The sequence below is a fragment of the Ruegeria sp. HKCCA4008 genome (assembly GCF_013033125.1).
Taxonomy (GTDB): domain Bacteria; phylum Pseudomonadota; class Alphaproteobacteria; order Rhodobacterales; family Rhodobacteraceae; genus Ruegeria.
Map to the genome: position 1 here is coordinate 266,950 of NZ_WQDM01000005.1, position 22,661 is coordinate 289,610.

Consider the following 22,661-nt stretch of genomic DNA (forward strand, 5'->3'; position numbering starts at 1 on the left):
CGAATTGACCAAAGACAAGGACGCACACGCAACGAAGTGAGAGTTTCTGTCCATGGAGAGGCTCATCGATTTGCTGGGAGACCCGGGCACCCTGGCGTTTGCCGGAGTGCTGGTCGGTATCTTGTTCGGCGTGACGGCTCAGAAGTCCCATTTTTGTTTGCGCGCATCGACTGTGGAAGTCGCCGAAGGTAAGTTTGGCCCCCGCCTGGCGGTTTGGCTGATTGCCTTTACCGCGGCACTGACGCTGGTACAGGCGCTTGTCTCGCTTGAATTGCTGGACCTTTCCGAGGCACGCGCGATCGCGTCAACCGGCAGCCTTAGCGGTGCGGTTTTTGGTGGGGCGATGTTTGGCATCGGAATGGTTCTTGCGCGTGGATGTGCATCTCGCCTGCTGGTGTTGGCATCGTGCGGCAATCTGCGTGCACTTGTGACAGGGTTGATTTTGACTTTGGTGGCTCAGGCCGCCTACACAGGCGTTCTCAGCCCGGCCCGTGAAGCGATTTCCGGTCTGTGGACAATCTCAGGAGGCGCAGAGCGCGATCTTGCAGAAATAATGGGGTTCCCCCCATCGGTCTATTCGGCCGTTGCCGCAATTGGATTTGTCCTGTCGATCGTGTTTGCCCTTCACAGGAAAGTCGCGCTTGCAAAGATCGTGACAGCCGCCGGAGTTGGCGGGGCAGTGGCGCTTGGATGGTTCATGACGTTTTCCATCGCGCAGGCATCCTTTGAGGTCGTACCCGTGTCTTCGGTGACTTTTACCGGTCCGGCCACTGATACGCTGATGGCGTTGGTTGCAGAGCGAAATGTGGTGCTGTCTTTCGGTATCGGTCTTGTGCCGGGCGTGGCCATTGGCGCAGCAGGATCTGCCATCATTTCCGGTGAGTGGGGGATCGAGCGTTTTGGCTCGGACACTCCGATGGAACGGTACCTCGTCGGAGCTGTCCTCATGGGGTTCGGGGCGATGCTGGCCGGAGGTTGCGCCGTGGGCGCCGGACTTTCAGGCGGGTCCGCCCTGTCATTGACAGCCTGGCTTGCCGTTTTCTTCATGTGGGTTGGGGCGATAGGAACGCACAGGTTTTTGATGCGGCTGCCGGTATTGCAGCATTCCTGACTTACTCGAACTCCATCTGTTCGAAAACGCGCCCGGCGTTCTTGGTTGCCAGCTCCTCGAACGCGTCCAGATGGGCATAGGGGGACTGATCGACATAATAGGCTTCGGTCAGATCGCCGCCCGCATCCATATGTTCTTGAATCCTGGTTCGTAGATACAGCAGGTAATCGCGCGTATAGCGGCGCACCTGATCCATATTCGTGGGATGACCGTGCCCGGGTATGACATATGTGGCATTCAAAGCCTCGAACTCGTTGTCCCAGGTTTCCAGCCAATCCGCGGTATAGGTATCCTGAAAGATCGGCAGCATGCGCTCGTGGAATGCCATGTCACCTGCGATGACAAGGCTTTGGTTCGGCAACCAGATCGAGATATCGCCGGGGCTGTGGGCCGGTCCGAGGTATTTGGCCTCGATCCGGAAGTCGCCCATCTCAATCACGTATTCATCATCGAATGTCTCGGTTGGGCCTGCCAGAAACGTGCCCTCTGCCTTGTCCTGATTGTATCGTTTCATGCCCTCCAGAATCTGAGGGCCATATTCCTCGAACTCAGCTGCTGCATCCGAATGGGCGACGATTGGAACCCCGATTTCCGACCAGTAGGCATTGCCAAGCATCGCGTGCCCCTGACCGTTCTCGTTGAAGACAAGCGTGACCGGCTGATCCGTAATCGCCTGAATTTCCTTGTGAAGGGCCTCGGCAAGGACATAGGCGGCACCGCCGTTGACAACGACCACGCCCTCACCTGTTACGATGAAGCTCAGGTTGTTGTTGTGACCAGAGTTTTCGTAGGTCGGCGGAGCGGTTGCGCCAATGCCGGAATAGACGCCAGGGATGAATTCGACCGGCTTGGAATACAGAACGCTTTGCGGATACTGGTCTGCAATATCCTCGCTTGCCCAAGCTGGTGCGACGAAAGCAACCGCAATCACGAATGATCGTATCATGACGCCTCTCCAATGAATCTGTAGGCCGAACCGGTCTTTTCGACGCGGCCAATTCCACCGTTCGGCAAGTGGAAGCCAATTATTCTCTTTTTTTCTTCGGAAACCTGATCCAGCAGAGAGTAACGCGCAGCTGCGGCGACCTGGGGATCCTGATCCGTTCCACTGTGCCAATCGGGGTGCTCAAAGGCCACGTGCGGATTCCCCAGCGCGTCGCCGACGACCATCACGGACTCATTCCCATTTCGAAGCTCAAAAGCCATGTGACCGGGCGTGTGCCCAAAGCTTGCCCGTGCCGCAATGCCCGGAAGTATCTCTTGCCCATCCTCGAAGAACGCGACCTGATCTTCAATTGCTTCCAATCGCCGTTTTGCACCGGCCGCGAACGCGGTGCGATCTTCACCTATCGTGTCCACCGTTGAGGGGTTCCACCAATAATCCCATTCTTTGCGCCCAATGAGGTGCGTCGCATTTGGGAAAAGCAGGTCGTCGAAATCATCCAGAACACCCCAGATATGATCCGGGTGCGCGTGGGTGAAAACCACATGCGTGACACTTTCGGGCGACAGACCGATTGCTTCAAAAGTTTCCATCAGTTTGCCCGATGTGGGCATGAAGTCCGGCCCCGCTCCAGCATCGAACAGCACGGTGTTTTCATCATCTCGATAAAGCGTGACGTTGCACTCTGGCTCGTACTTGGTCGCGTCCGCTTGAGTGCGGGTCAGGATTTGCTCGACCTCCTCTTTGGGCATGGCTCCGAAAACAACATCAGGTGGCAATAACAGGTGTCCGTCTGACACGGTCGTAATTCGGGCTGAAGGTCCGAGCCGCAGCTCTGCCTGCACGATCCTGGCTTGAGCTCCAAGTGCCGCAAGACACGTGGCATTGAACAGGAAGCTGCGTCGGGACAAAGAAATTCCACTCATACGCAATCATTAAAATGAATATTATTATTTGTAAACGATGGAAGTACCAACAAAGGATCATTCCAAGAAGTTGGAAAACCGGCCGGGTCTTCTTTGTGATTGGGCGAAGAACGGTTTTCAGTGGTGGCAAATGAACACGACACCAAGGTCATGCGCAAAGTGAACGCGCAGAACAATCCGCGCGAAGATGGATTGCCGAGGAAGGGATGACGTCGGAAAGGCGATTGTTACGTGACCTCGAAACAGGGGAGGGGCCCAGCCGCAGAACGACGGCGATGGCAGACACGGCATTCCACCGAAAAATCCCGGCCCATCTGCGTCAAAGCGCATTGTTCTCATCCCGCTGTGCTTGTAAGGAAATTGCACGGCCCCAGGGGCTGCGCCGTGCGGGCGTGATGGAATGGTAGACATATCAGACTTAAAATCTGAAGGGCGTATGCCCGTGTGGGTTCGAGTCCCACCGCCCGCACCAAAAAACCGTATTAGCGTTTTTGAAAAAAACAAATAAAATATGGCAACTTTCGTGCCCCACATTCTGCCCCACACTTGTTGAGGTATGCTTGCCAATCAGGCGGCCTTTTCTTCGATTAGATTTTCCAGTTCAGCAACCTTCGCCAGATTGACGCCTGTGCCCTGGTGAAACATCAATTTGCGGTCTTTCTCGGTGCACAAGAACGATTGATCCGATTGAAATGGCGTGTAGACCATTCACTAATGATCCAGGGAGGAACGCATAGGCTCTGAAACTCGATCAGTCTGGAGCCTGGTCTTCGCTTGGCCTACAGTGTTGCTGGGCAACTCTCCAACCGAAAAAGGAGCACTTATGTCCCGACTTTCAGAACGCAGAGACTTTGCCACCGAAATCTGCAGGCAGGCTGGGGTAGTGGCCAAAAAGTTCTTTGCAGATCGGGTCAATCTTGTCGTTGATCAAAAAGGCGCTCAGGACTGGGTCAGCGAGGCGGACAGGAGCGTCGAGACTTTCATTCGTCAAAAGATCGCGGAAGCTTGGCCCAAAGATGGCGTTTACGGTGAAGAACATGGCGCGGTAGCGGGAGAGAGTGGCTTTGACTGGGTTATTGATCCAATTGATGGAACCACGAATTTCGTGAACGGTATTCCAGCATGGACCATTGTTCTCGCCGGTGTCACCAACGGCCAAACGGAGATTGGCGTGATCCATGATCCAAACGTGGATGAAACATTTGTCGCAACGCGCGGAGAAACAGCGACACTTAACGGATCACCGATACGCGTCGCTTCAGGAGTGCCGTTGCGCGACGGTACTGTGGCCGTAGGATACTCGAACCGGATTGAAAGCCGTCATGTTTTACCCGTGGTCGAGAATCTGATCGAACACGGGGCGATGTTTCACAGAAATGCCAGCGGAGCGCTTTCATTGGCTTACGTCGCTGCCGGACGCCTTTTGGGTTACGTCGAGGAACACATGAATGCTTGGGATTGTCTGGCTGGGCAATTGCTGGTCGCGGAAGCGGGCGGCGTTGTCGAGGATCAGAACGCCGATGCGATGATCCGAGACGGCGGACGCGTGATCGCAGGCACGCCAGATGTGTTCGAGACGTTGCGTGAAATCGCAGAAAACGCTTGGAGCGCTTAACGTCTAAGTCAAAGAGACCCAACCTGAATCAGGTTTGAGTGTCGCTAGATCAGCCTGCCAGAAATGGCCTTGTGAGGGCTGGTCATACTTGCGGTCTATCGAACAATCCGAAAATGCGCACCAAAGCAATGTGCCTACTGCCCCGTGTGTCGCGATTGCAAGATCGCCGGCATGATGCGTCTGGATTATCTCTGTTACTGCGCGATGAATGCGTCTCTGCGCCTCGACAGCTGTTTCCCAACCGCGATAGCTCGTATCCGGCTGAGCAAAGAAAGCATCGGTCGCGGCCTCGAAATCGTCCCGAGGCAAGTAACCGGTTGCGCTGCGGTCGTTCTCACCAAGACTCAAGTTGCAATTCACGGGTAGCGCTCGTGGTGCAGCAAGAATCTCACCTGTTTCGCGGGCCTTCCGCTCGCCACTGGTCCAGATCTGCGTCACGTTGGACAAGACTTCACTGGATGCAAATTCAGTAGCGCGTTTGCGGCCCACAGCATTCAAGCCCCACTCTGTTATCGGGACGGCCGGATCGACAGAAACCTCGGGGTGCGAGATGAGAATGAGTTTCGGCATTTAATCCGGCAAAAGAACGGGGCCTTTGTCAGCAAAGCCCATTTTGATTTCGGTGCCAGGATCAAGCGGCGCATCGACGTCATCGTGTACGGCAAAAACCTGACCGAATTCACCAGTCAGCGTATATTCCATCCGAACGCCAACATAGGTCGCCTTGGCCACCGTGGCTGGGATGCCTTGGTCTGAGCCGATGATCAGACGTGAGGGGCGCACGGCGATGGTCGCAGCTCCTTCGGACAATCCGCGACGTGGGAGCGTGTGGCGGTAGCCTTCTATTTCTATCGTTGCCGCGTCGCCGTTGATTTCGACGATTTGGCACTCCAAAAGATTTGCCTCGCCTATGAAATCGGCGACAAATCGGTCGTTCGGGGCATCGTAAAGCTGGCGTGGGGTGCCCATTTGGGCGATTGCTGCATTGCGCATGACAACAATTTCATCCGAGACCGCCAGTGCCTCCTCCTGATCGTGGGTCACGTAGACAACTGTCAAACCAAGATCTTGCTGGATTGCCCGAATATCCTCTCGCACCTGACGGCGAAGCTTGGCATCGAGGTTGGACAGCGGCTCGTCGAACAGCAGAACCTGCGGCTCAAGAACCAGCGCGCGGGCGACTGCGACACGCTGTTGTTGACCCCCTGAAAGTTCAGAGGGAAGACGGCTGTCGAACCCCTGAAGGCCAACCAGTTCCAATCCATTCAGAGCGCGGCTGCGGGCTTCATCCTTTGCAAAGCCCGAGAATGTGAGGCCATACATCACGTTTTCCAGCACGCTCATGTGAGGGAAAAGCGCATATGACTGGAACACCATGGATACGTCACGGTCGGTGGCAGGCAACTTGGTCACGTCCCGATCTCCGATCAGGATCTTGCCCGAGCTTGCCATTTCCAACCCGGCAATCATGCGCAGAGTCGTTGTTTTCCCACAGCCTGACGGGCCAAGCAGTGTGACGAGTTTCCCAGCCTCGACGTTCAGGTTGATGTTGTCGACAGCGACGACATCCTTGCCGAACACTTTCGACACGTTCTCAAAGCGTACTGGGGCAGCCTTGGAACCGATTTTGGTGTCGGTCATGGCGATGTCTCCGTTCCGTGCTGCGTGCGTCGGCCAATCTGGACCCGACCGACGAGAAGTTGCAATAAGCCGACCGCCGCGAGCATCACGAAGATCAGCGTCGTCGAATAGGCGATCGCAAGGCCATAGTCGTTGTTCTCGACCCGACCGATGATGTAGCTGGTCGCCATGTCATATTCTGCACTGACCAGAAAGATGACGGCCGAGATCGCCGTCATGGCGCGCACAAAGCTGTACACAAGCGCGGCAAGTATCGCAGGGCGCAACAGCGGCAGAATGATGTTTCGGAACGTCTGCCACGAGTTTGCACCAAGGGTCAGCGAGGATTCATCAAGGCTGCGGTCAAGCTGCGACATGCTCGCGATCCCCGCACGAACGCCGACCGGCATATTGCGGAAGATGAAGCTGACAACGAGAATGACACCCGTACCCGTGATTTCAATTGGCGGAACGTTGAAGGCCAGGATGTAGCTGACGCCGATCACTGTCCCGGGGATGGCGAAGGACAGCATTGTTCCAAATTCGAAAGCGTTCTTGCCTGCAAAGCTTTGTCTTGTCAGCAGATAGGCGGTCACCAGGCCAACGGCGGCAGTCAATGGCGCAGCAATGGCCGCGATGGTTATGGTGGTCCAGAAACTGTCCCAAGCTGCCCCGGTCCAGCGAATACCCTCTTCTTCGAAGCGGACCGAGAATGCAGTGATATAGTGTTTGATCGTCAGCGAGTTATCGACGCCCCACAGCTCGACAACACTGCCGTAGATGATCATCGCGTAGACAACAATTGTGAACAGCGCCCAGCCCAGAGCGATGAGCAGTACCGGAACAGAAAGTCCAGTGGGCATCAGTGGATGAACGCCGGCATCCCCTTTGCCGGTGACGGTTGTATAGCTTTTCTTCCCCAGCCAGACGCGCTGCGCGTAAAAGGCGGAAAGAGTGAAGAACAGCAGCACCATGGCCAGAACCGCGGCCCTGCCCTGATCGTACTGAGCGCCGACGATGGCAAAGAATATCTCGGTCGAAAGCACGTCGAAATTCCCGCCCAATACAAGCGGATTTCCGAAATCGGCCATGCTTTCGATGAAGCCCAGAAGAAATGCATTCGCAAGACCCGGCCGCATCAGGGGCAAGGAAACCGTCTTGAATGTCTGCCATCTGCTGGCGCGGAGCGTTTGCGCCGCTTCTTCCATCGACGGAGAGACACCTTCAACCACACCGATCAGAACAAGAAACGCAATTGGTGTAAACGCGAGTGTCTGCGCGATCAGGATGCCCGGCATTCCGTAAAGCCAACGTGTCGGTTGCGTGCCGAACAGTTCGGCAACGAACCGGGTGACAGAGCCGGACAGGCCAAAAAGCAGGATCAGCGCCAGGCCGATCACGAATGGCGGGGTGATTATTGGCAGAACGGTCAGAGCCCGCAGCGCGCGCTTGTAGCGAAAGCCTGAGCGCGTCACGACAAGTGCAAAGCAAAGACCAAGAACCGTGGTGATGACGCCAACGAGGATGGCGAGGAACAGTGAATTCCAGGCGGCGCCACAACGCGCGCCCTGAAAACACCCCAGACCCCACAATCGATCATCGAAAAACTTCGAGAAGAAGACCGCGATGGAATACGCGCCGTCTTCGGTGATGAAGGCAGCGAAAAGCATCTTCGCGATGGGAAAAAAGACAAACGCGGTGACAATTGTAATAACGCCCCCGATGGCGCTTACGACAAAGACGTCACCGTTAATGGCACCCCTTGCCGCAATCCCCTGAGTAAGCAGGAACAGAAAGCTCGAGGCGCATATCATCGCGCCATAGCCCATGCCGAACTGAAGGTCGCCAAGTTCGCCAAACATCGCCTCCAGCCAATTGAAGTTGAAACCTCTGATGCCAATGCTGAACCCCTGAGCGATCAGCCAGCCAAAGCCAAGCGCCCCTGACAGGATCAGTATGCGGGCGTAAACTGGATCAGATTTAGCGCGCTTCAACACCAGAAGCGGCAGGGCCAGTGCGATCAAAAGCGGCGCGAGCCAAAGTTTTTCACCTTGCCCAATCAGAAACGCAGCGGGGGCGTAATCCCCATCGAATGGATAGCCGTCCAAAAGCCACTCGAACGACCAAAGGCCGCCGTCGACCATATACCAGGGCAACAGGCAGAATCCGACCCACCCGGCCGTGATCCAGAAGATCAGGACCGGATGGGTCGTTTTTGAAGTCCGGTCAGTCATTTACTGCGGCAGAGTCGAAACCTCTTCGTCCCATTTCTGCAACAGACGCTTCCGTTCGTCCGAGGACCCATACTTTTTGAAGTCATAATCAATCAGCTTGATCTGACTCATGTCTGGCGCGCTCTCCGAAGTTTTTGCGTTCTTGTTCGACGGTACCTGAAACGCGTTGACCTGAAGAGCAAGATTCTGAGCTTCTGGAGACAGCGCCCAGTCATAGAACTTTTTTGCCTCTTCTACGTTGCGCGCCCCTTCAATAATCGACATCGAGCCGATTTCGTATCCCGTGCCCTCGCATGGCGCGACGACCTTAATCGGGAATCCTGAAACGGCCTGCTTCACGGCGTCATGCATGAAGACGATACCAATGGTGTTCTCACCACGACCGGCCGCCTTGATCGGCGCGGATCCGGACTTGGTATATTGGTTGATGTTCGAATGCAGACCTTTCATGAACTCAAAGCCTTCATCCTCGCCAAAGATCTGAACCATCGACGCCAGCGTGGTATAGGCCGTACCTGATGAGTTCGGATTCGCCATCTGAACGTGGCCCTTGTATTCGGGCTTCAGCAGGTCTTTCCAACAGGCCGGTTCGGGCAGGTTGTTTGCAGCGATAAGATCGGAATTGTAGCCGTAGCCAAGTGCGCCCGAATAGATGCCGATCGTTCTGTTGCCCGCGCTTTCTGCCTGGGATATCGCCCAATCATGAAGTTGGTCGCGCATCGGCGAAATGTATTCCATCGTCAGGCCCTCTTCGGCGGCCTGCAAATGCGGATCACCCGTACCACCCCACCAAACGTCTCCTTTCGGGTTCGAGCTTTCGGCGCGTATTTGTGCAAAGGTTTCCCCTGATGACTTCCGGGTCATGTTGACGTCGATGCCCGTCGCATCTTCAAAGCTGCGCGCCATCAGTTGGCACCAGTCTTCTTGCGCCGAACAATAAAGTGTCAGCTTGTCGGCCTGTGCCGCCGACAGTGACGCAGCCAGGGCGATCACCGATCCAACCGTGGTGGATATCAATTTCCTCATTTTCTTCCTCCCTTTGAGCTTGATGCGTCCGGGTTTCCCGGTTCTTTCATGCCCTTCCTCATGCAGCCTGTCGAAGTTTCTTTATGACAGTTTTGACTTCTGGATTGTCCGTCAGATTGTTCAGTAAATCTGACAGGTCGCTTTCTTGAACCAACTTTGCGGCCTTTGCCGGTGAAAACCAGTGACGCGTGCGTTCACCTTTTTCCTTCCAGCGTCGCTTCAGCTTTTCGACGACCATCGGATAAAGGGTGACGCGGCAGCGAACGCTGCTTCGCCCCTCGTATCGTTTATCATAGAAAAAATGACCGATTGGCCGTTTCGATATGGTGCCGACGGCGCCTGCTTCTTCTTGCGCTTCGATTTCAGCAGCTTGCCATGGTTTTTTGCCGTCCATTAGCCAGCCCTTCGGGATAACCCACCGGCCGGTATCCCGCGAAGTAACCATAAGAACGCGTAACTTGCCAGTCTTGTCCCAGCGCATCGGAAGCGCCGCAATCTGATCTGCCGTTTCGCTGTCGCTCATGCCGCCTCTCAATGCCACACGATCAAGAACCAAAAGGAAGCTGTTTTGTTGGCAAGTTGGCCGGTCAACGCTTTGCCTTGGCTCGTATTCTGAATTTGATCAGCCTGTGCATCTTTGCTTTGCGCTTCGAAATACTTGTGATCGCTCGAATTCTCACAACCTTCCGAGGGTTATGCAACAAAAAATATTGCATTATGACCGAAAGCCCACAAAAGTGGATTTCGAAACCTAGTCGGGTCGTCGGATGTCCAAAACTAAAACGCGCGGCAAAATGTCTGAAAAGAACCACAGCCGGGTAAAGAAATCCGACCGGCGCCAGCAGATATTGCTGGAACTGAAGCTGCGCCCGCACGTTCGCATCAACGAACTGGCGCAGCGGTTCAACGTCTCTACCGAGACGGTACGCAGAGATTTTGATGCTCTGTCGAATGATGGCTTGATAGCGCGGGCACACGGGGGGGCATCGGCCGCCGCGCAAGGGCACTATCCGGGTTTGGATGAACGAACAAACGCACAGGTTGAGGAGCGCGAACGGATAGGTACCACAGCGGCAGAACTGATCCAGAGCGGTGAAACGGTCATGATCGATTCCGGCTCGACCACAATCGAAATGGCACGTGCACTGGCTTATATTGGCACATCCTGCACCGTAATCACCAATTCCATTCCCGTAGCCATGACCCTTGGCCATGGGGCTGCACAAGTGCTGTTATGCCCGGGGGAATACTTGGCAACTGAGTCTGCAACGATCGGAACCGAGACGCTGGAGTTTCTGTCCCGTTTCAACGTCGACAGGTGCATGATCGGTTCCTCGGGGTTTTCGCCCGATGGCCCTTCAGAAACGGTGCGCGGCTTTGCGGCAATAAAGAGGGCAATGCTGTCGCGCGCCCAGAAACGGCACCTTCTTGTTGATTCCGGGAAATTCGGCCGGAAAGGCCTGTCTCAAGTGGGGGGCCTTGACGACCTGGATTCAATAATCACCGACAAAAAACCAACAGGAGAATTGCATAACGCCATTGAAGGCGCCCGGGTCGACGTTCTCGTCGCCGGGTAGATATGAAATGACTGATTAACGGCGGATAAAAAGCACCGCACTTGACTGGGAGGAAAACATGAAGATCGATATCAAACTATTGCTTGGGGCATCTGCAATCGCGCTCATGTCGATAAGTGGAACGGCGTCGGCGCAGGATTGTCCACGCGGTGACTTGGACGAGCGTTTTTGTGATGCCGACGGGGATTTGATCGCGGATATCCCCACGGATCCTTCCGAGCAGATAGATCCAGACACTTTGATTTTTGCCTATACGCCGGTTGAAGATCCCGCCGTATACAAAACCGCGTGGTCAGATTTTCTTGACCATTTGAAAGCGGAAACTGGCAAGGACGTCGTCTTTTTCCCTGTTCAAAACAACGCGGCCCAGATCGAGGCGATGCGTTCGGGGCGTTTGCATATTGCAGGTTTCAACACCGGTTCCAACCCACTGGCGGTAAACTGCGCCGGGTTCCGTCCGTTCACGATCATGGCTTCGAAGGACGGAAATTTTGGTTACGAGATGGAGATCATCACCTATCCGGGTTCGGGCATCGAAAAGGTCGAAGACATCAAGGGGAAGCAACTGGCTTTCACATCGCCTACATCGAACTCGGGATTCAAAGCGCCCTCGGCGATCCTGAAAAGCGATTTTGATCTTCTGCCCGAACGCGATTTCGAACCTGTCTACTCGGGCAAGCACGACAACTCGATCCTGGGTGTCGCCAACAAGGATTACCTGGCGGCATCGATCGCGAACTCGGTAAAATCCCGGATGATCTCGCGCGATGTGATCAAGGAAGATGATGTCGTTACGATCTACAAGTCGCAGACCTTCCCGACCACGGGGTTTGGCACCGTCTACAACCTGACACCCGAGCTGCAGGAAAAGATCCGCAATGCCTTCTTCAATTTCGATTGGGAGGGGACGACACTTGAAGCTGAGTTCTCAAAATCAAACGAAGGCCAATTCCTCGAGATGACCTATCAGGAATTCTGGGACGTTATTCGCAAAATTGACGCGGCAAATGGCGTCTCTTACGCCTGCCAGTAATTTTTGGCTCATCCGGCGGGCCTGAAAGGGCCCGCTGTTCACCCTAATCTGGGGCATTTCATGCTGCGTCTTCAAAAGCTGACGAAAACATACAAGACCGGAGATCAGGCGCTGAAGGCCATCGATCTTGAGGTTCCAAAAGGACAGGTTCTGGCGTTGATCGGGCCCTCGGGCGCGGGCAAATCAACCATGATCCGCTGTGTCAACCGGTTGGTTGAACCGACAAGCGGCGGTGTCCTTCTGGATGACGTTGACGTGACCAAACTCGGCTCGGGTGCGCTGCGGAAAGCACGCCGCCAAATGGGCATGATCTTTCAGGAATATGCTTTGGTTGAACGCCTCACGGTGATGGAAAACGTATTGTCCGGCAGGCTGGGATACGTGGGATTCTGGCGCAGTTTCCTGCGACGGTATCCGCAGTCTGATGTGGACGAAGCCTTCCGCCTGCTTGATCGGGTGGGGCTGTTGCACATGGCTGATAAGCGGGCGGATGAACTGTCGGGGGGTCAACGCCAAAGGGTGGGCATCTGCCGCGCCTTGATTCAAAACCCGAAACTGTTGCTGGTTGATGAGCCAACCGCGTCGCTGGACCCCAAAACCAGCCGTCAAATCATGCGGCTAATCACCGAGTTATGTCAGGAACGCGGATTGGCAGCCATCATCAATATCCATGATGTGGCGCTCGCTCAGATGTTTGTTCCCCGCGTTGTGGGACTCCGATTTGGCGAAATCGTGTATGATGGGCTTCCCACCGGCCTTACCCCTGAGAAGCTGACCGAAATCTATGGGGAAGAGGACTGGGAGGCAACCATCGAAAAAGTGGACGAAGATGAAGATGTCGAGGCCGCAGAATGAGCCATCGAGAACTGGACGACATGTTGGGGAAAGGCTGGCGTAAGCCTGCCTTTGTCAAGAACCCAGTGCTCCGCTGGGCATTGCTCCTTGGATTTTTCGCCTACCTGATCGCAGCTTTTATGACCATCGAAGTCGATTGGGGCCGTGTCTATGAAGGGCTGAATCGCGGTTGGGCGTTTGTTCTTGCATTCACCAGCCCAGACTTCATTTCACGGTGGTCAGATATTTGGAGCGGCCTTCTGGAAAGTATCGTGATGACCGTGGCCGCGTCGGTCGTGGGCATCCTGATATCGATCCCGATCGGGCTGGGGGCTGCACGCAATATCGCGCCATTGCCAATCTACATGATTTGCCGAGGCATTGTTGCGATAAGCCGGGCATTGCAAGAGATCATCGTTGCCATATTGCTTGTGGCGATCTTCGGCTTTGGCCCGTTGGCCGGATTTCTGACGCTTTCCTTCGCCACCATCGGGTTTCTCTCGAAACTTCTGGCCGAAGATATCGAAGCCATGGACAAAGTTCAGGCCGAGGCGATCAAGGCCTCTGGAGCGCGTTGGCCACAATGGATCAACTATGGTGTCCAGCCGCAAGTGATGCCGCGACTTGTGGGCCTTTCCATGTATCGGATCGACATCAACTTCCGGGAAAGCGCGATCCTCGGGCTTGTCGGGGCTGGTGGAATTGGTGCGACTTTGAACACCGCATTCGACCGCTATGAATACGACACCGCGGCGGCCATTCTCATTCTGATTATCGGCATCGTGATGGCTCTGGAATACCTTTCGGGAATTATTCGAGCGAGGGTTCAGTAATGCCGATACTTGAACGCGACGATGCACAAATCTGGCGTCGCCGGACAACAGGTCAGAGCTTGGTTCGTTGGTTCGGCTGGCTGTTGGGCGTGGCGATCTTTGTTTACTGCTGGCAGCTGATTTCGGAATCGACCACTTGGTTTTTCGTCTGGGACGCGCCCCGGATCGCCAATGATATCTGGACCCGGGCAACGCCTCCCAAATGGGAGTACATCACCCAACTGGGCCGCCCGATTTGGGACACGCTGAACATTGCCACCTTGGGAACAATCATCGCCCTGTGCATGGCAGTGCCCGTCGCCTTTTTGGCGGCCCGCAACACCACGCCATCGGCCTTGTTCATCCGGCCGATTGCCCTGTTGGTCATTGTCTCGACTCGGTCCATCAACTCGTTGATCTGGGCGCTTCTTCTGATCGCGATTATTGGTCCCGGAGTGTTCGCCGGTGTCATAGCAATCGCCATTCGTTCAATCGGGTTTTGCGCAAAGCTTCTTTACGAAGCGATTGAGGAGATTGATCACACGCAGGTCGAAGCAATAACGGCAACCGGTGCTTCACGCTGGCAGGTCATGGCCTATGGGATCGTACCGCAAATCCTGCCCGCGTTTGCAGGCATTGCCGTTTTTCGATGGGATATCAACATCCGCGAATCCACGGTGCTCGGGCTGGTTGGTGCTGGTGGTATCGGGTTGCAATTGTCGGCCTCGCTCAATGTTCTGGCTTGGCCACAAGTCAGCCTGATCCTGATTGTCATTCTCGTCGCGGTTATGGTCAGCGAATGGGTTTCGGCGAAAGTACGAGGGGCCATCATTTGACCGGTTTCTCTGTGCAAGATGCTTTTGACGCCTACGAGGCTGTACGACATCGCCTGCCGCAAACCAGATCTACCGAATTGAGCTATCGCCAGGCGGATACGCTGGAGGACATAGCTCATGAGTTTGACGTGTTCCTCCTCGATGCTTTCGGGGTTCTCAATATTGGTGATACGGCAATCCCGGATACGCCAGATCGGGTCAGGTCGCTGACAGCCGCTGGCAAACGTGTTCTGGTCGTGTCGAATGCCGCCGGGTTTCCCCACGCAACTCTTTTGGAGAAGTACAATAGGCTTGGTTACGATTTCGCACCACAAGACGTGATCACCAGCCGAGCCACGTTGTTGTCTGAACTGAACGGCCAAAGTGATTTGCATTGGGGATTGATGGCGGCCCCCAGTGCCGGCCTTCGCGATCTGGAGGGGCTGAAATTGTCCTATCTGGAGGATGAGCCCAAGCCCTACGAAACCGTCGACGGGTTCTTGTTGATCGGGTCAGCGGTTTGGAATGAAGCGCGACAAGCCATGTTGGAGGCCACTTTGCAAGAGCGTCCCCGCCCGGTATTGGTTGGCAACCCTGACATTGTCGCTCCGCGCGAGTACGGTTTTTCCAAGGAACCCGGTCTTTACGCGCACCGGCTGGCAGACCGGACAGGCGTCGCCCCTCAGTTCTTTGGCAAGCCTTTCGCCAATATCTATGATCTTGCTTTCCAATGTCTCGGGCACATCGACAAGTCCCGGGTTCTGATGGTGGGCGACAGCCTGCACACCGACATACTGGGCGCACGAGAAGCAGGCATAGCTTCCGCCCTCATCTCGGGATACGGTTTCTTCGCAGGGCATGATGTTGAAGCAGCGATCATAAAGGCAGGGATAGTCCCTGACTTTGTCGTAAGCCGGCCTTGATGCCAGGGCGTTACCCTTAGATGCGTTTTCCTGTTCACTTTAACTCGTATGTCGGCTGACTTTGCGTGGCAAACATGCCGACCATACACATGCAGCGCCACGTGCGAGCGGCGGCTTTGGAAAACTCCTCCGCAGCCACAGAACTCTGAACTCATGTCTGGATTGGACTGTTATCACACATCCCAACAAACTGACGTATCGGCCGCTTTGACTGCAATTCGCAGCATATCTCAATCAGGTTCACGGCCTCAGTCCACAGCGGGTTTCAGAAACCGTGTACTTTTTCCCTTAGCTTTTTATGGGTTCTTTCGGGACTGTTCACAAGTCGCCGTCTATCTCATCGAATCAAGTCCCCGAACCAGCGACCGCGCGCACCGTCGCCGCGCAGCCGTTTCTTGAACCGATCAAACGCGATGAGCGCCATGTCCTCAAATGTCGGGTCGTTCGGGTTGTTTTCTGCATCAAGACGCCGGAGTTCAAGTTCCGCAATCGGATCGTCGTCGCGTTCCGTATTAGAGGACCGTTTTTTCGTTCTGTGCGCGCATCAAACAGGGACATGTCAAGGAAAGATCCAATCCCCCATGCTGGCGCTTGCCGTTGTCTTAGAACTGATAGAACCAGCGACTGCCGTTCTGCGACTTCTTGAGAAAGAGCCCGCCACCGTATTGAACAACGATACAAAGCGCGGCATTTATTACCTGCGCTGCTGATAGTCGGTTTACGCCTCTTGCTTTAACTGCCCCACGCTTGCGGCGCGGTGCTTTCCCAAATTCTGTTGCAGTGTGCTGCAGGTGCCGGATTAATTTAATAATAGTATTAATGTGTTAGAGATTAAATACAGCATAATGTACTAGCCACATGGTGCTCACCGCCCGCACTAAAAAGAATAAGAAAATGCCGTGACTTATGTGTGCGTGGCAGAACGCGCGGGTGCTGCGAAGCCCCCATAAAACTCTGCTGTGCGACTATGCTTAAACCGGAAACCCCAATTGTCGGATCAGTTTCCAAATGTCCCTGTTCGCGGCTGACAGCTGATCAACGACTGCTTCGATCTGGAGCAGCGCGTTGTCGTCCACGGTATCTTCGCGGCCGAGTTTTATGTCGGTTTTGCGGTCAGCGATCCGCATAAGGATCGTTTTCGGGTTTCCGCTTTCAGGGTCGAAAGAATAGATGCAATGGTTGTACTTGTTGCGGATGCCAGAAAGCTTGGCCAGCCTTTGCGTATGTTCAAGGATCGGATCGCGAACCCGGGCAGGGCGCCCTTCCATTTTTGCAAGTCTTTCAACCAGATCTATTCGCGCGCGGGTGGTGTTCAAAGTCAGAAAGATGATTACGGCCACGTCCTTGGACGTTCCAGTCAGGCCGGCGATCAGATGGATCAGCAGGCTCTCGGTGTTTGTCCACATGTAGTTCAGCCTGCCGACCAAAAGGATCAGGCGGTCGAACCGGGCTTCAAAGCGATCAGTCAAGGGCGGTCTGCTGCGCCTCATGAGGCGCAACCTCGAAATAGAAATGAGCAGCCGCCGTACGGTTGCTGACACCGATCTTTCCGACAACGTTATGCATGTGCAGCTTGACCGTGTGTTCCGTGATGCCCAGCTTGGCCGCAATCAATTTGTTGCTTTTGCCTTCTGAGACCAGTTTCAGAACCTGTTTTTCGCGGCGTGTCAGCTTAGAGTACTGTGCGTGCCGATCCGCGCCGTTGGATGTAATGGCTTCCCGTTGCCGTGGTCTCTCGGGCGCGCGCTGACAGGGAGTTGAAACACAGTCAGCCAGAAAGCTGGGAAGATAAAGTTCCTCGTGCATCAGCAGTCTGAGGATGGCGCGCCACGCGTCCGGTGCCACGTTCATCGGCAGAAAGCCGACATCGCCAAACTGCGCGCGGTTCCAGCCTTCGAACAGGTGCCGGGCCGATTCCTCTTTGCGGTAGGCGAAGGCAAGACAGCCGGAACCTGCACTTTTGGTGTATGCATCTGGGCGCGCCAACAGGTCTTCGATCAACATCTGATCCACGACGACGATCTTGCCGCTGTCCGGAACACTTGTACTCATCGCCTCGAGTGTTTCGAAGCGAAAAGCTCGGACACCAAATTCGGTTTGAACGCTTCTTAGGGTTTGATTTGAATAGAATAGTTCTTTCCCGAGGAAGACAATTGAAAAATCTTCTGAATAAAAACTCTGATTGCCAGATTCATTGTTCAAAGACTCACTCATTATATTCCCTCACAAAACGGGGTTAACCGGAAATGGCTTTATCGAAATGGAATTGCCAGTGCAAAAGTAGTTAACTAATCAAAGAATTACGTGAGGTTTATTGTAGCTGAAAACGTGATTTTCTACAACCAGACGGTATAGTTCAAGTGCCTTAGATATAGAACTATTGTTTAGGTTTTTCGGTGTGGCATTGTGTAACCAGCGGAAACAATTGCATTATTTTTTATTGCTTTCTTAAACTAGAACTTTTTGTTCCAGCCCGGCGAAAGTTCCGCAATATCCTCAAAATAAACCTAAAAAACAATATTTTACCCTCATCAGAACTTTCAGTTAGCTAGTCGCAAGCGTGCGTCGCTGCGAACATGGTCAGGCTTTAATTGTGAAAGCGTCTGTCCCTGCCGCGCCCGTTCCTTGCGCATTTCAGCATCGATTGTGAACGGCCGCGTATTCGGCTTAGCCGGGAAAGGAGGTGGCCTCAGAAAAACTACCGTGAACCGCATTCAGCGTGCTTGAACGCTGTGCGGGTATTTCAGTTTCAATCACGCCCGTTGCCGCTTTGTAGATGAATGGCGGTCAGGCGTTCCAGAAATGGGAATTTGTTATGAGACGTAATGTAAACAATACAAACGTAACGACCGTTGACGAAATTGTTGTCGAAAACCTGGATGCTCCGGTGGATGTTGAAATTCAGGTTGATGAGGCTCTTGTCGAAGCCGATGTGACTGCGCAGCAACAGCAGCAGGACCAGAATGTAGAAAACGCCAACGAGCAAGGTCAGGATCAGGGCCAGGACCAGGGTCAGGATCAAGACCAGGGCCAGGATCAGGACCAGGGTCAGGATCAGGACCAGGGTCAGGATCAAGACCAGACGCTTAATGCCGGCGACAACACCAACGACAATTCCAACAGCAATTCAATCAACATCGATTTCGGCGGCGGTGAGTGGATTCCGCGCGACGATGATCAGGTTGATCTGGATCTTGGCGACTCGTCGACAGTGGGTGACGTGATCACTGCTGGCCGTGATCTGACCTATGATCCGGGCGATGACATGAATCTGGATATCTCGATGGACGGCGCCGGAACGGCAATGTCATCCGTGAACAGCCAGGTCGCCAGCCTGAGCGACGACGACACGCTTGATTCACCGTCCGTATCCAACAACGCTGACTTTTACCAGAATGGTGATGCCAATGGTGGCACGGCAACTGCGGCTGAAGGTATAAGCTCGGATGCCGGCGGTGGAAAATCGGGCGACGGTGGAACCAGTTACGGTGGCGCGGCCGATTCATCAACCTTGGGCAGCCACGCGTGGGCTGACGGTGGCGATACCGGCAGTGCGGATGCCGATTCCAGCGCTGGCCAGGGCGGATCGACCGGTGACGCAAGCAATGCCAGCAATGGTGTTGGTATGGCAGGCGCAGGATCCGACGGTGACAGCGCCGGTGGAGATGGCGGTGCCGCAGATGGCTCAGCCTCGTCCGACAATGATGGCAGCACAAGTGCCGATGGCAGCGGAACCGGCGGAGCCGGCGGCAGCGCGGATTCGTTTGGTCTGGGTCTAGGCCTGGGTTTGTCCGGTTCGAACGCAGCCGGTAACGCAAACGGCGGCGACAGCGATTCCGACTCGACAGGAACCGGGACCGGAACGGCGGACAACGCTGCGGACGCGTCCGGCGCGGACGGTGGCGATGGTAATGCTGCGGCAGATGGTTCGGCTTCGAACACAAGCGACAGCAACACTGATGCAAATGATGCCACTGCGGGTGACAACACTGCGGACGGCTCTGCTGACAGTGGCGCGGACAGCTCGGCTGACGGCTCTGGCGGAACCGGAACCGGTGGTGACGGATCCGGCGGTGACGGCACTGGCGGCGACGGCACCGGTGGCGACGGCACCGGCGGCGACGGCGAAGGTGGATTCGGCGCGATGGTCGAAGCTGCAATCATGGCTCTGCAGGAAGAGCTGGGCATGATTGATGCCGAAGCGGGCGAAGGCGGCGACGGAACCGGCGGTGACGGCACCGGTGGCGACGGCACGGCCGGCGACGGTTCAGGTGGCGACGGCTCAGGCGGCGACGGCTCCGGCGGGACCGCTGACGCGGATTCCGATGCGCAGGGTGTTGGCGATCAGTCGGCAAGCGGGCCGGATATCGACCAGAGCCCGGGCGACGTGAACGGCGCGGCCAGCAACTCGCAAGACACCGACGGAAGCGGCGGTGACGGCGGGTCGAACGCAGCAGATGGCGCAGCGGATGCGGCCGGTACCGGAACATCGGCTGCCGACGGTGACGGCGGCGCGGGCGGTAGCACAACGCCGACCTCTTCGTCTACCGGCAACGGAGCCGGGTCTGCCGACGCGGCCAATACCGCAGGCAACGGCGGAGCTGCCGACATCTTCGGAGACGCCGACACAAACGGTGCGGCTGACAGCTTGGCCGAAGCAATTGCCGGATACGGCGGCGAAGGCAGTTCCGACAATGATGCCACATCGACTGGGTCCGGCGACGCAGCTGGTGCGGCTGACTCGGGCAACGGTGGTGCCGGTGGCGCATCCGCCGCGAACGGCGGAACCAGCGGAGCTTCGATGGGCACTGCAACGTCAGGCGACACCATGGGTGGCATGATCACCGGTGGTAACGGTGGCGGCGCCTATTCAGGTGACGGTGGTGCCGGCGGCAATGGTGGTGCCTGGGGCGCGAACAATGGTGGCGATGGCATCGTGACCGGCGAGTCCTATGCATCGGCGGCAGCTGTTGTTGATACGTCTGCGTTCAACCAGTCGATCATTATGGGCGCCAACGTCCTGGGCAACACGGTCGATACGACCATGGTGGGTGGTTCGATGAACATGTCCCACGCCAGCGACGACACGGACGTTTAAGTCAAAAGGCGGGGCTCGCATTTTCGGGCCTTGCTACCTTTCGAAAATGCCGGGGCCGCAAAACGCGGCCCCGGCCCAACTGAACCCAAAGCGGAAATTACGAGCCGCCGCGGGCAAAAAGGATAACCGACATGGCACTTGACGGTATTACGGAAACGATAGCGCATTTTGTTGGAACTTTTGAGCTTACGATCGAACAAGCCCGCCTGAGGGATCAGTACGAGGAATTCAGCGCCCTGAGGCGCAAAGCCGAAATAGACGGGCTTGACGAGCCTACCTCGATCAACCTCAAAGCTGATCTGGATATCCCAGCGGGCGAATACAAAGCCCTACCATTCAATTTTCTTCCCTCTCAACCGGAACTTCCGTTGCCAAAAGCTCCTGTCGGGCCGGTGCATGAGTCGGTCATCATCCTTAACGGTGACAGCGCGGAATCCACGCGATTTGTCCCAGACAGCGTATCCGGCCCGTCTTCTGCACCTGAACTGATTATTCTGCGACCGGATACGGTGCCATTGGGTTCGGCAATGACGTTCACCGTGCAAAAGGTGGTCATGCGCGACAACGACACGGTGGGGGAAGGGGACTTTCGCGATACCGAGGCGCTGATCGCCCAGGGCGAAGAGATGCTGGACATGGCGCTGTCGCTTCATGCCATGGCAGCCCCTTCGCTTTCGCTCGCGGATTACAAGTCGACCGAAATGCTCGAGGCGCTGGCCCAACAGATGTCGGCCCCGGTAAACGCGAATATCGATGGGGTCACGATACATCAGTTTCATGGCAATGATGCGTTGGGGGTGATCGTGAACGGCAAGTACGTTGACGACGCTCCGGTATGGACGGACATCCTGCCTGCGTTCCATCAGCCGGATGAAGCCGGAGAGGATGAGGCCGAGGCCATGCTTCCGGCCGAGTGGGATCAGTCGAAAGATCCTGACTTTGACGACGGACACCTGGTCGTGACCGGCGGGAACCTTGCGATCAATGCTGTCTCGGCATCTGTAGGTTGGGTTGATGCCCCCTATATCGCCGTCGGAGGGCAGGCGATCAGCCTGACCGCCATCAGCCAGGTTGCGCTTGTGTCAGATTGGGATGTGGGGGCGCCGGGAACGGGCAGCGGCACCAATGTGATCCAGTCCTCGAAGATTGAAGTCGAAGGCCGAAATGCCCCCTGGCTGGACAATGGCGCCGGAACAACAGGACAGCCTGACTTTATCGTTGTGGATTGGGTCCACGGTGATCTGGTTGTGGCCAACTTCGTCAAGCAAGTTATCGACGCCACGGATATTGACAACATACAGACCGAGATTTCGGCCGCATCGACCTTGTACGCGCTGGGCGACAACGAAATGTTCAATGTCACCGACATCGTGCAGCTGGGCAGTTTTTACGACCTTATCATGATCGACGGGAATATGATCTCCGTGGACATGTTGTACCAGACCAACGCCCTGATGGATGACGATATCATCAGCGGCGGTATGCCCGGTGCAATGGCCGGAGATGATGAAAACGTGATCATGAATGACGCGTCGGTCAAAACGGTAGGCGCCGATACACATCAGGATTTGCAGCAGAACCTGTCCGACGCCATGGCGCTTGATCAAACGGATATGGATGCGTTGGAGAATGCGCTGCTCAACGATCCCTTGTTCGCAGGGATGGAGCAGTTGCGTGTGCTCAAGATCGACGGAGACTTGTTGCAGGTGAACATCGTTGAACAGGTCACCATGATGCTGGATCAGGATCAAATTGACCTGTCCGGTCCCAGTGCCGCCGATACCGATGTCGTCGCAGGCAGCAACGCCCTTTTGAACTCCGTCAATCTGACCAAAATGGGTGTGGATTCGACGGTCATGGCCGCTGACGGATCTTATTCTGACCTGCTGCTTCATCAGGCCAGCCTGATTGACGTACCGGACAACCAGGAAATCACAGATATGACCAACGAGGCGATCGCCGCAATCATGGCGGACATGTCTGTGCCGCAACCGGATGCGGCCCTGGCACTGGACGCACAATCCACTGACACAACGACACCAGATGACGGCCTGCAATCCATGCTGGCCTGACCCCCCAAGTTTTTATCGAGTG

General features: G+C 55.5%; 19 protein-coding genes and 1 tRNA gene. 11 read left to right on the plus strand and 9 right to left on the minus strand.

The features are described 5' to 3' along the window. Positions 1-52: 52 nt before the first annotated feature. Positions 53-1,111, plus strand: coding sequence for a YeeE/YedE family protein (locus tag GOW60_RS13525; protein ID WP_171229680.1), 1,059 nt, complete (start codon positions 53-55; stop codon positions 1,109-1,111). A gap of 1 nt (position 1,112) precedes the next feature. On the opposite strand, the gene GOW60_RS13530 is transcribed toward GOW60_RS13525, so the two are convergent. Then, a complete protein-coding gene (locus GOW60_RS13530; protein WP_171229681.1) occupies positions 1,113-2,057 on the minus strand; it encodes an MBL fold metallo-hydrolase in 945 nt (314 codons plus the stop codon). After that, the gene (locus tag GOW60_RS13535; protein ID WP_171229682.1) at positions 2,054-2,980 is read right to left on the minus strand and encodes an MBL fold metallo-hydrolase; all 927 of its coding nucleotides are present in this window, start codon (positions 2,978-2,980) and stop codon (positions 2,054-2,056) included. Before GOW60_RS13535 ends, GOW60_RS13530 begins: the two co-directional genes overlap by 4 nt. Before the next feature lie 386 nt (positions 2,981-3,366). Between GOW60_RS13535 and GOW60_RS13540 the strand changes: the two genes are divergently transcribed. Continuing rightward, positions 3,367-3,452, plus strand: a tRNA-Leu gene (locus GOW60_RS13540). A gap of 351 nt (positions 3,453-3,803) precedes the next feature. Continuing rightward, on the plus strand, positions 3,804-4,595 hold the full coding sequence (locus tag GOW60_RS13545; protein WP_171229683.1) for an inositol monophosphatase family protein: 792 nt from the start codon (positions 3,804-3,806) through the stop codon (positions 4,593-4,595). Between the two features lie 3 nt (positions 4,596-4,598). On the opposite strand, the gene GOW60_RS13550 is transcribed toward GOW60_RS13545, so the two are convergent. Genes GOW60_RS13550 through GOW60_RS13570 form a run of 5 tightly spaced genes read right to left on the minus strand, consistent with a single transcriptional unit; the run spans position 4,599 to position 9,998 of the window. After that, positions 4,599-5,165, minus strand: coding sequence for a histidine phosphatase family protein (locus GOW60_RS13550; protein WP_171229684.1), 567 nt, complete (start codon positions 5,163-5,165; stop codon positions 4,599-4,601). Next, positions 5,166-6,236 (minus strand): ABC transporter ATP-binding protein, encoded by a 1,071-nt coding sequence (locus GOW60_RS13555; RefSeq protein ID WP_171229685.1) that lies wholly within the window; start codon positions 6,234-6,236, stop codon positions 5,166-5,168. Continuing rightward, a complete protein-coding gene (locus tag GOW60_RS13560) occupies positions 6,233-8,449 on the minus strand; it encodes an iron ABC transporter permease (RefSeq protein WP_171229686.1) in 2,217 nt (738 codons plus the stop codon). The genes GOW60_RS13555 and GOW60_RS13560 overlap by 4 nt, the downstream gene beginning before the upstream one ends. Continuing rightward, positions 8,450-9,475 (minus strand): ABC transporter substrate-binding protein, encoded by a 1,026-nt coding sequence (locus GOW60_RS13565; RefSeq protein WP_171229687.1) that lies wholly within the window; start codon positions 9,473-9,475, stop codon positions 8,450-8,452. Positions 9,476-9,533: 58 nt separating this feature from the next. Further along, positions 9,534-9,998 (minus strand): NUDIX hydrolase, encoded by a 465-nt coding sequence (locus GOW60_RS13570; protein WP_171229688.1) that lies wholly within the window; start codon positions 9,996-9,998, stop codon positions 9,534-9,536. A gap of 271 nt (positions 9,999-10,269) precedes the next feature. On the opposite strand from GOW60_RS13570, the gene GOW60_RS13575 reads away from it, so the two are divergent. Genes GOW60_RS13575 through GOW60_RS13600 form a run of 6 tightly spaced genes read left to right on the plus strand, consistent with a single transcriptional unit; the run spans position 10,270 to position 15,469 of the window. Further along, positions 10,270-11,052, plus strand: a complete 783-nt coding sequence (locus GOW60_RS13575) for a DeoR/GlpR family DNA-binding transcription regulator (protein WP_254443950.1) — start codon at positions 10,270-10,272, stop codon at positions 11,050-11,052. A gap of 58 nt (positions 11,053-11,110) precedes the next feature. Further along, positions 11,111-12,085 carry a phosphate/phosphite/phosphonate ABC transporter substrate-binding protein gene (gene phnD, locus GOW60_RS13580; protein WP_171172652.1) on the plus strand — a complete coding sequence of 325 codons (975 nt, stop codon included), beginning with the start codon at positions 11,111-11,113 and terminating at the stop codon, positions 12,083-12,085. A gap of 60 nt (positions 12,086-12,145) precedes the next feature. Then, a complete protein-coding gene (gene phnC / locus GOW60_RS13585; RefSeq protein WP_171229690.1) occupies positions 12,146-12,940 on the plus strand; it encodes a phosphonate ABC transporter ATP-binding protein in 795 nt (264 codons plus the stop codon). Continuing rightward, entirely contained in the window at positions 12,937-13,752 is an 816-nt protein-coding gene (gene phnE / locus GOW60_RS13590; RefSeq protein WP_171229691.1) for a phosphonate ABC transporter, permease protein PhnE, read from the plus strand. Before phnC ends, phnE (GOW60_RS13590) begins: the two co-directional genes overlap by 4 nt. Continuing rightward, on the plus strand, positions 13,752-14,567 hold the full coding sequence (phnE, locus tag GOW60_RS13595) for a phosphonate ABC transporter, permease protein PhnE (protein ID WP_171229692.1): 816 nt from the start codon (positions 13,752-13,754) through the stop codon (positions 14,565-14,567). Before phnE (GOW60_RS13590) ends, phnE (GOW60_RS13595) begins: the two co-directional genes overlap by 1 nt. After that, positions 14,531-15,469 (plus strand): HAD hydrolase-like protein, encoded by a 939-nt coding sequence (locus GOW60_RS13600; protein WP_171229693.1) that lies wholly within the window; start codon positions 14,531-14,533, stop codon positions 15,467-15,469. Before phnE (GOW60_RS13595) ends, GOW60_RS13600 begins: the two co-directional genes overlap by 37 nt. 971 nt (positions 15,470-16,440) lie before the next feature. Here GOW60_RS13600 and GOW60_RS13605 read toward each other — a convergent pair. Together GOW60_RS13605 and GOW60_RS13610 are read right to left on the minus strand one after the other, a co-directional pair. Beyond that, positions 16,441-16,938 carry a hypothetical protein gene (locus GOW60_RS13605; protein ID WP_254443952.1) on the minus strand — a complete coding sequence of 166 codons (498 nt, stop codon included), beginning with the start codon at positions 16,936-16,938 and terminating at the stop codon, positions 16,441-16,443. Then, positions 16,931-17,521 (minus strand): response regulator transcription factor, encoded by a 591-nt coding sequence (locus GOW60_RS13610; protein ID WP_171229695.1) that lies wholly within the window; start codon positions 17,519-17,521, stop codon positions 16,931-16,933. Before GOW60_RS13610 ends, GOW60_RS13605 begins: the two co-directional genes overlap by 8 nt. 763 nt (positions 17,522-18,284) lie before the next feature. Here GOW60_RS13610 and GOW60_RS13615 point away from each other — a divergent pair. Beyond that, on the plus strand, positions 18,285-20,567 hold the full coding sequence (locus tag GOW60_RS13615; RefSeq protein WP_171229696.1) for a hypothetical protein: 2,283 nt from the start codon (positions 18,285-18,287) through the stop codon (positions 20,565-20,567). Between the two features lie 131 nt (positions 20,568-20,698). After that, positions 20,699-22,639, plus strand: a complete 1,941-nt coding sequence (locus GOW60_RS13620; RefSeq protein WP_171229697.1) for a type I secretion protein — start codon at positions 20,699-20,701, stop codon at positions 22,637-22,639. Positions 22,640-22,661: the final 22 nt, after the last annotated feature.

Excerpts from the sequence above, each read along its gene's own strand:
- GOW60_RS13525 (WP_171229680.1), top strand. The coding sequence starts at position 53 with ATGGAGAGGCTCATCGATTTGCTGGGAGACCCGGGCACCCTGGCGTTT.
- GOW60_RS13530 (WP_171229681.1), bottom strand. The coding sequence starts at position 2,057 with ATGATACGATCATTCGTGATTGCGGTTGCTTTCGTCGCACCAGCTTGG.
- GOW60_RS13535 (WP_171229682.1), bottom strand. The coding sequence starts at position 2,980 with ATGAGTGGAATTTCTTTGTCCCGACGCAGCTTCCTGTTCAATGCCACG.
- GOW60_RS13545 (WP_171229683.1), top strand. The coding sequence starts at position 3,804 with ATGTCCCGACTTTCAGAACGCAGAGACTTTGCCACCGAAATCTGCAGG.
- GOW60_RS13550 (WP_171229684.1), bottom strand. The coding sequence starts at position 5,165 with ATGCCGAAACTCATTCTCATCTCGCACCCCGAGGTTTCTGTCGATCCG.
- GOW60_RS13555 (WP_171229685.1), bottom strand. The coding sequence starts at position 6,236 with ATGACCGACACCAAAATCGGTTCCAAGGCTGCCCCAGTACGCTTTGAG.
- GOW60_RS13560 (WP_171229686.1), bottom strand. The coding sequence starts at position 8,449 with ATGACTGACCGGACTTCAAAAACGACCCATCCGGTCCTGATCTTCTGG.
- GOW60_RS13565 (WP_171229687.1), bottom strand. The coding sequence starts at position 9,475 with ATGAGGAAATTGATATCCACCACGGTTGGATCGGTGATCGCCCTGGCT.
- GOW60_RS13570 (WP_171229688.1), bottom strand. The coding sequence starts at position 9,998 with ATGAGCGACAGCGAAACGGCAGATCAGATTGCGGCGCTTCCGATGCGC.
- GOW60_RS13575 (WP_254443950.1), top strand. The coding sequence starts at position 10,270 with ATGTCTGAAAAGAACCACAGCCGGGTAAAGAAATCCGACCGGCGCCAG.
- phnD (WP_171172652.1), top strand. The coding sequence starts at position 11,111 with ATGAAGATCGATATCAAACTATTGCTTGGGGCATCTGCAATCGCGCTC.
- phnC (WP_171229690.1), top strand. The coding sequence starts at position 12,146 with ATGCTGCGTCTTCAAAAGCTGACGAAAACATACAAGACCGGAGATCAG.
- phnE (WP_171229691.1), top strand. The coding sequence starts at position 12,937 with ATGAGCCATCGAGAACTGGACGACATGTTGGGGAAAGGCTGGCGTAAG.
- phnE (WP_171229692.1), top strand. The coding sequence starts at position 13,752 with ATGCCGATACTTGAACGCGACGATGCACAAATCTGGCGTCGCCGGACA.
- GOW60_RS13600 (WP_171229693.1), top strand. The coding sequence starts at position 14,531 with ATGGGTTTCGGCGAAAGTACGAGGGGCCATCATTTGACCGGTTTCTCT.
- GOW60_RS13610 (WP_171229695.1), bottom strand. The coding sequence starts at position 17,521 with ATGAGTACAAGTGTTCCGGACAGCGGCAAGATCGTCGTCGTGGATCAG.
- GOW60_RS13615 (WP_171229696.1), top strand. The coding sequence starts at position 18,285 with ATGAGACGTAATGTAAACAATACAAACGTAACGACCGTTGACGAAATT.
- GOW60_RS13620 (WP_171229697.1), top strand. The coding sequence starts at position 20,699 with ATGGCACTTGACGGTATTACGGAAACGATAGCGCATTTTGTTGGAACT.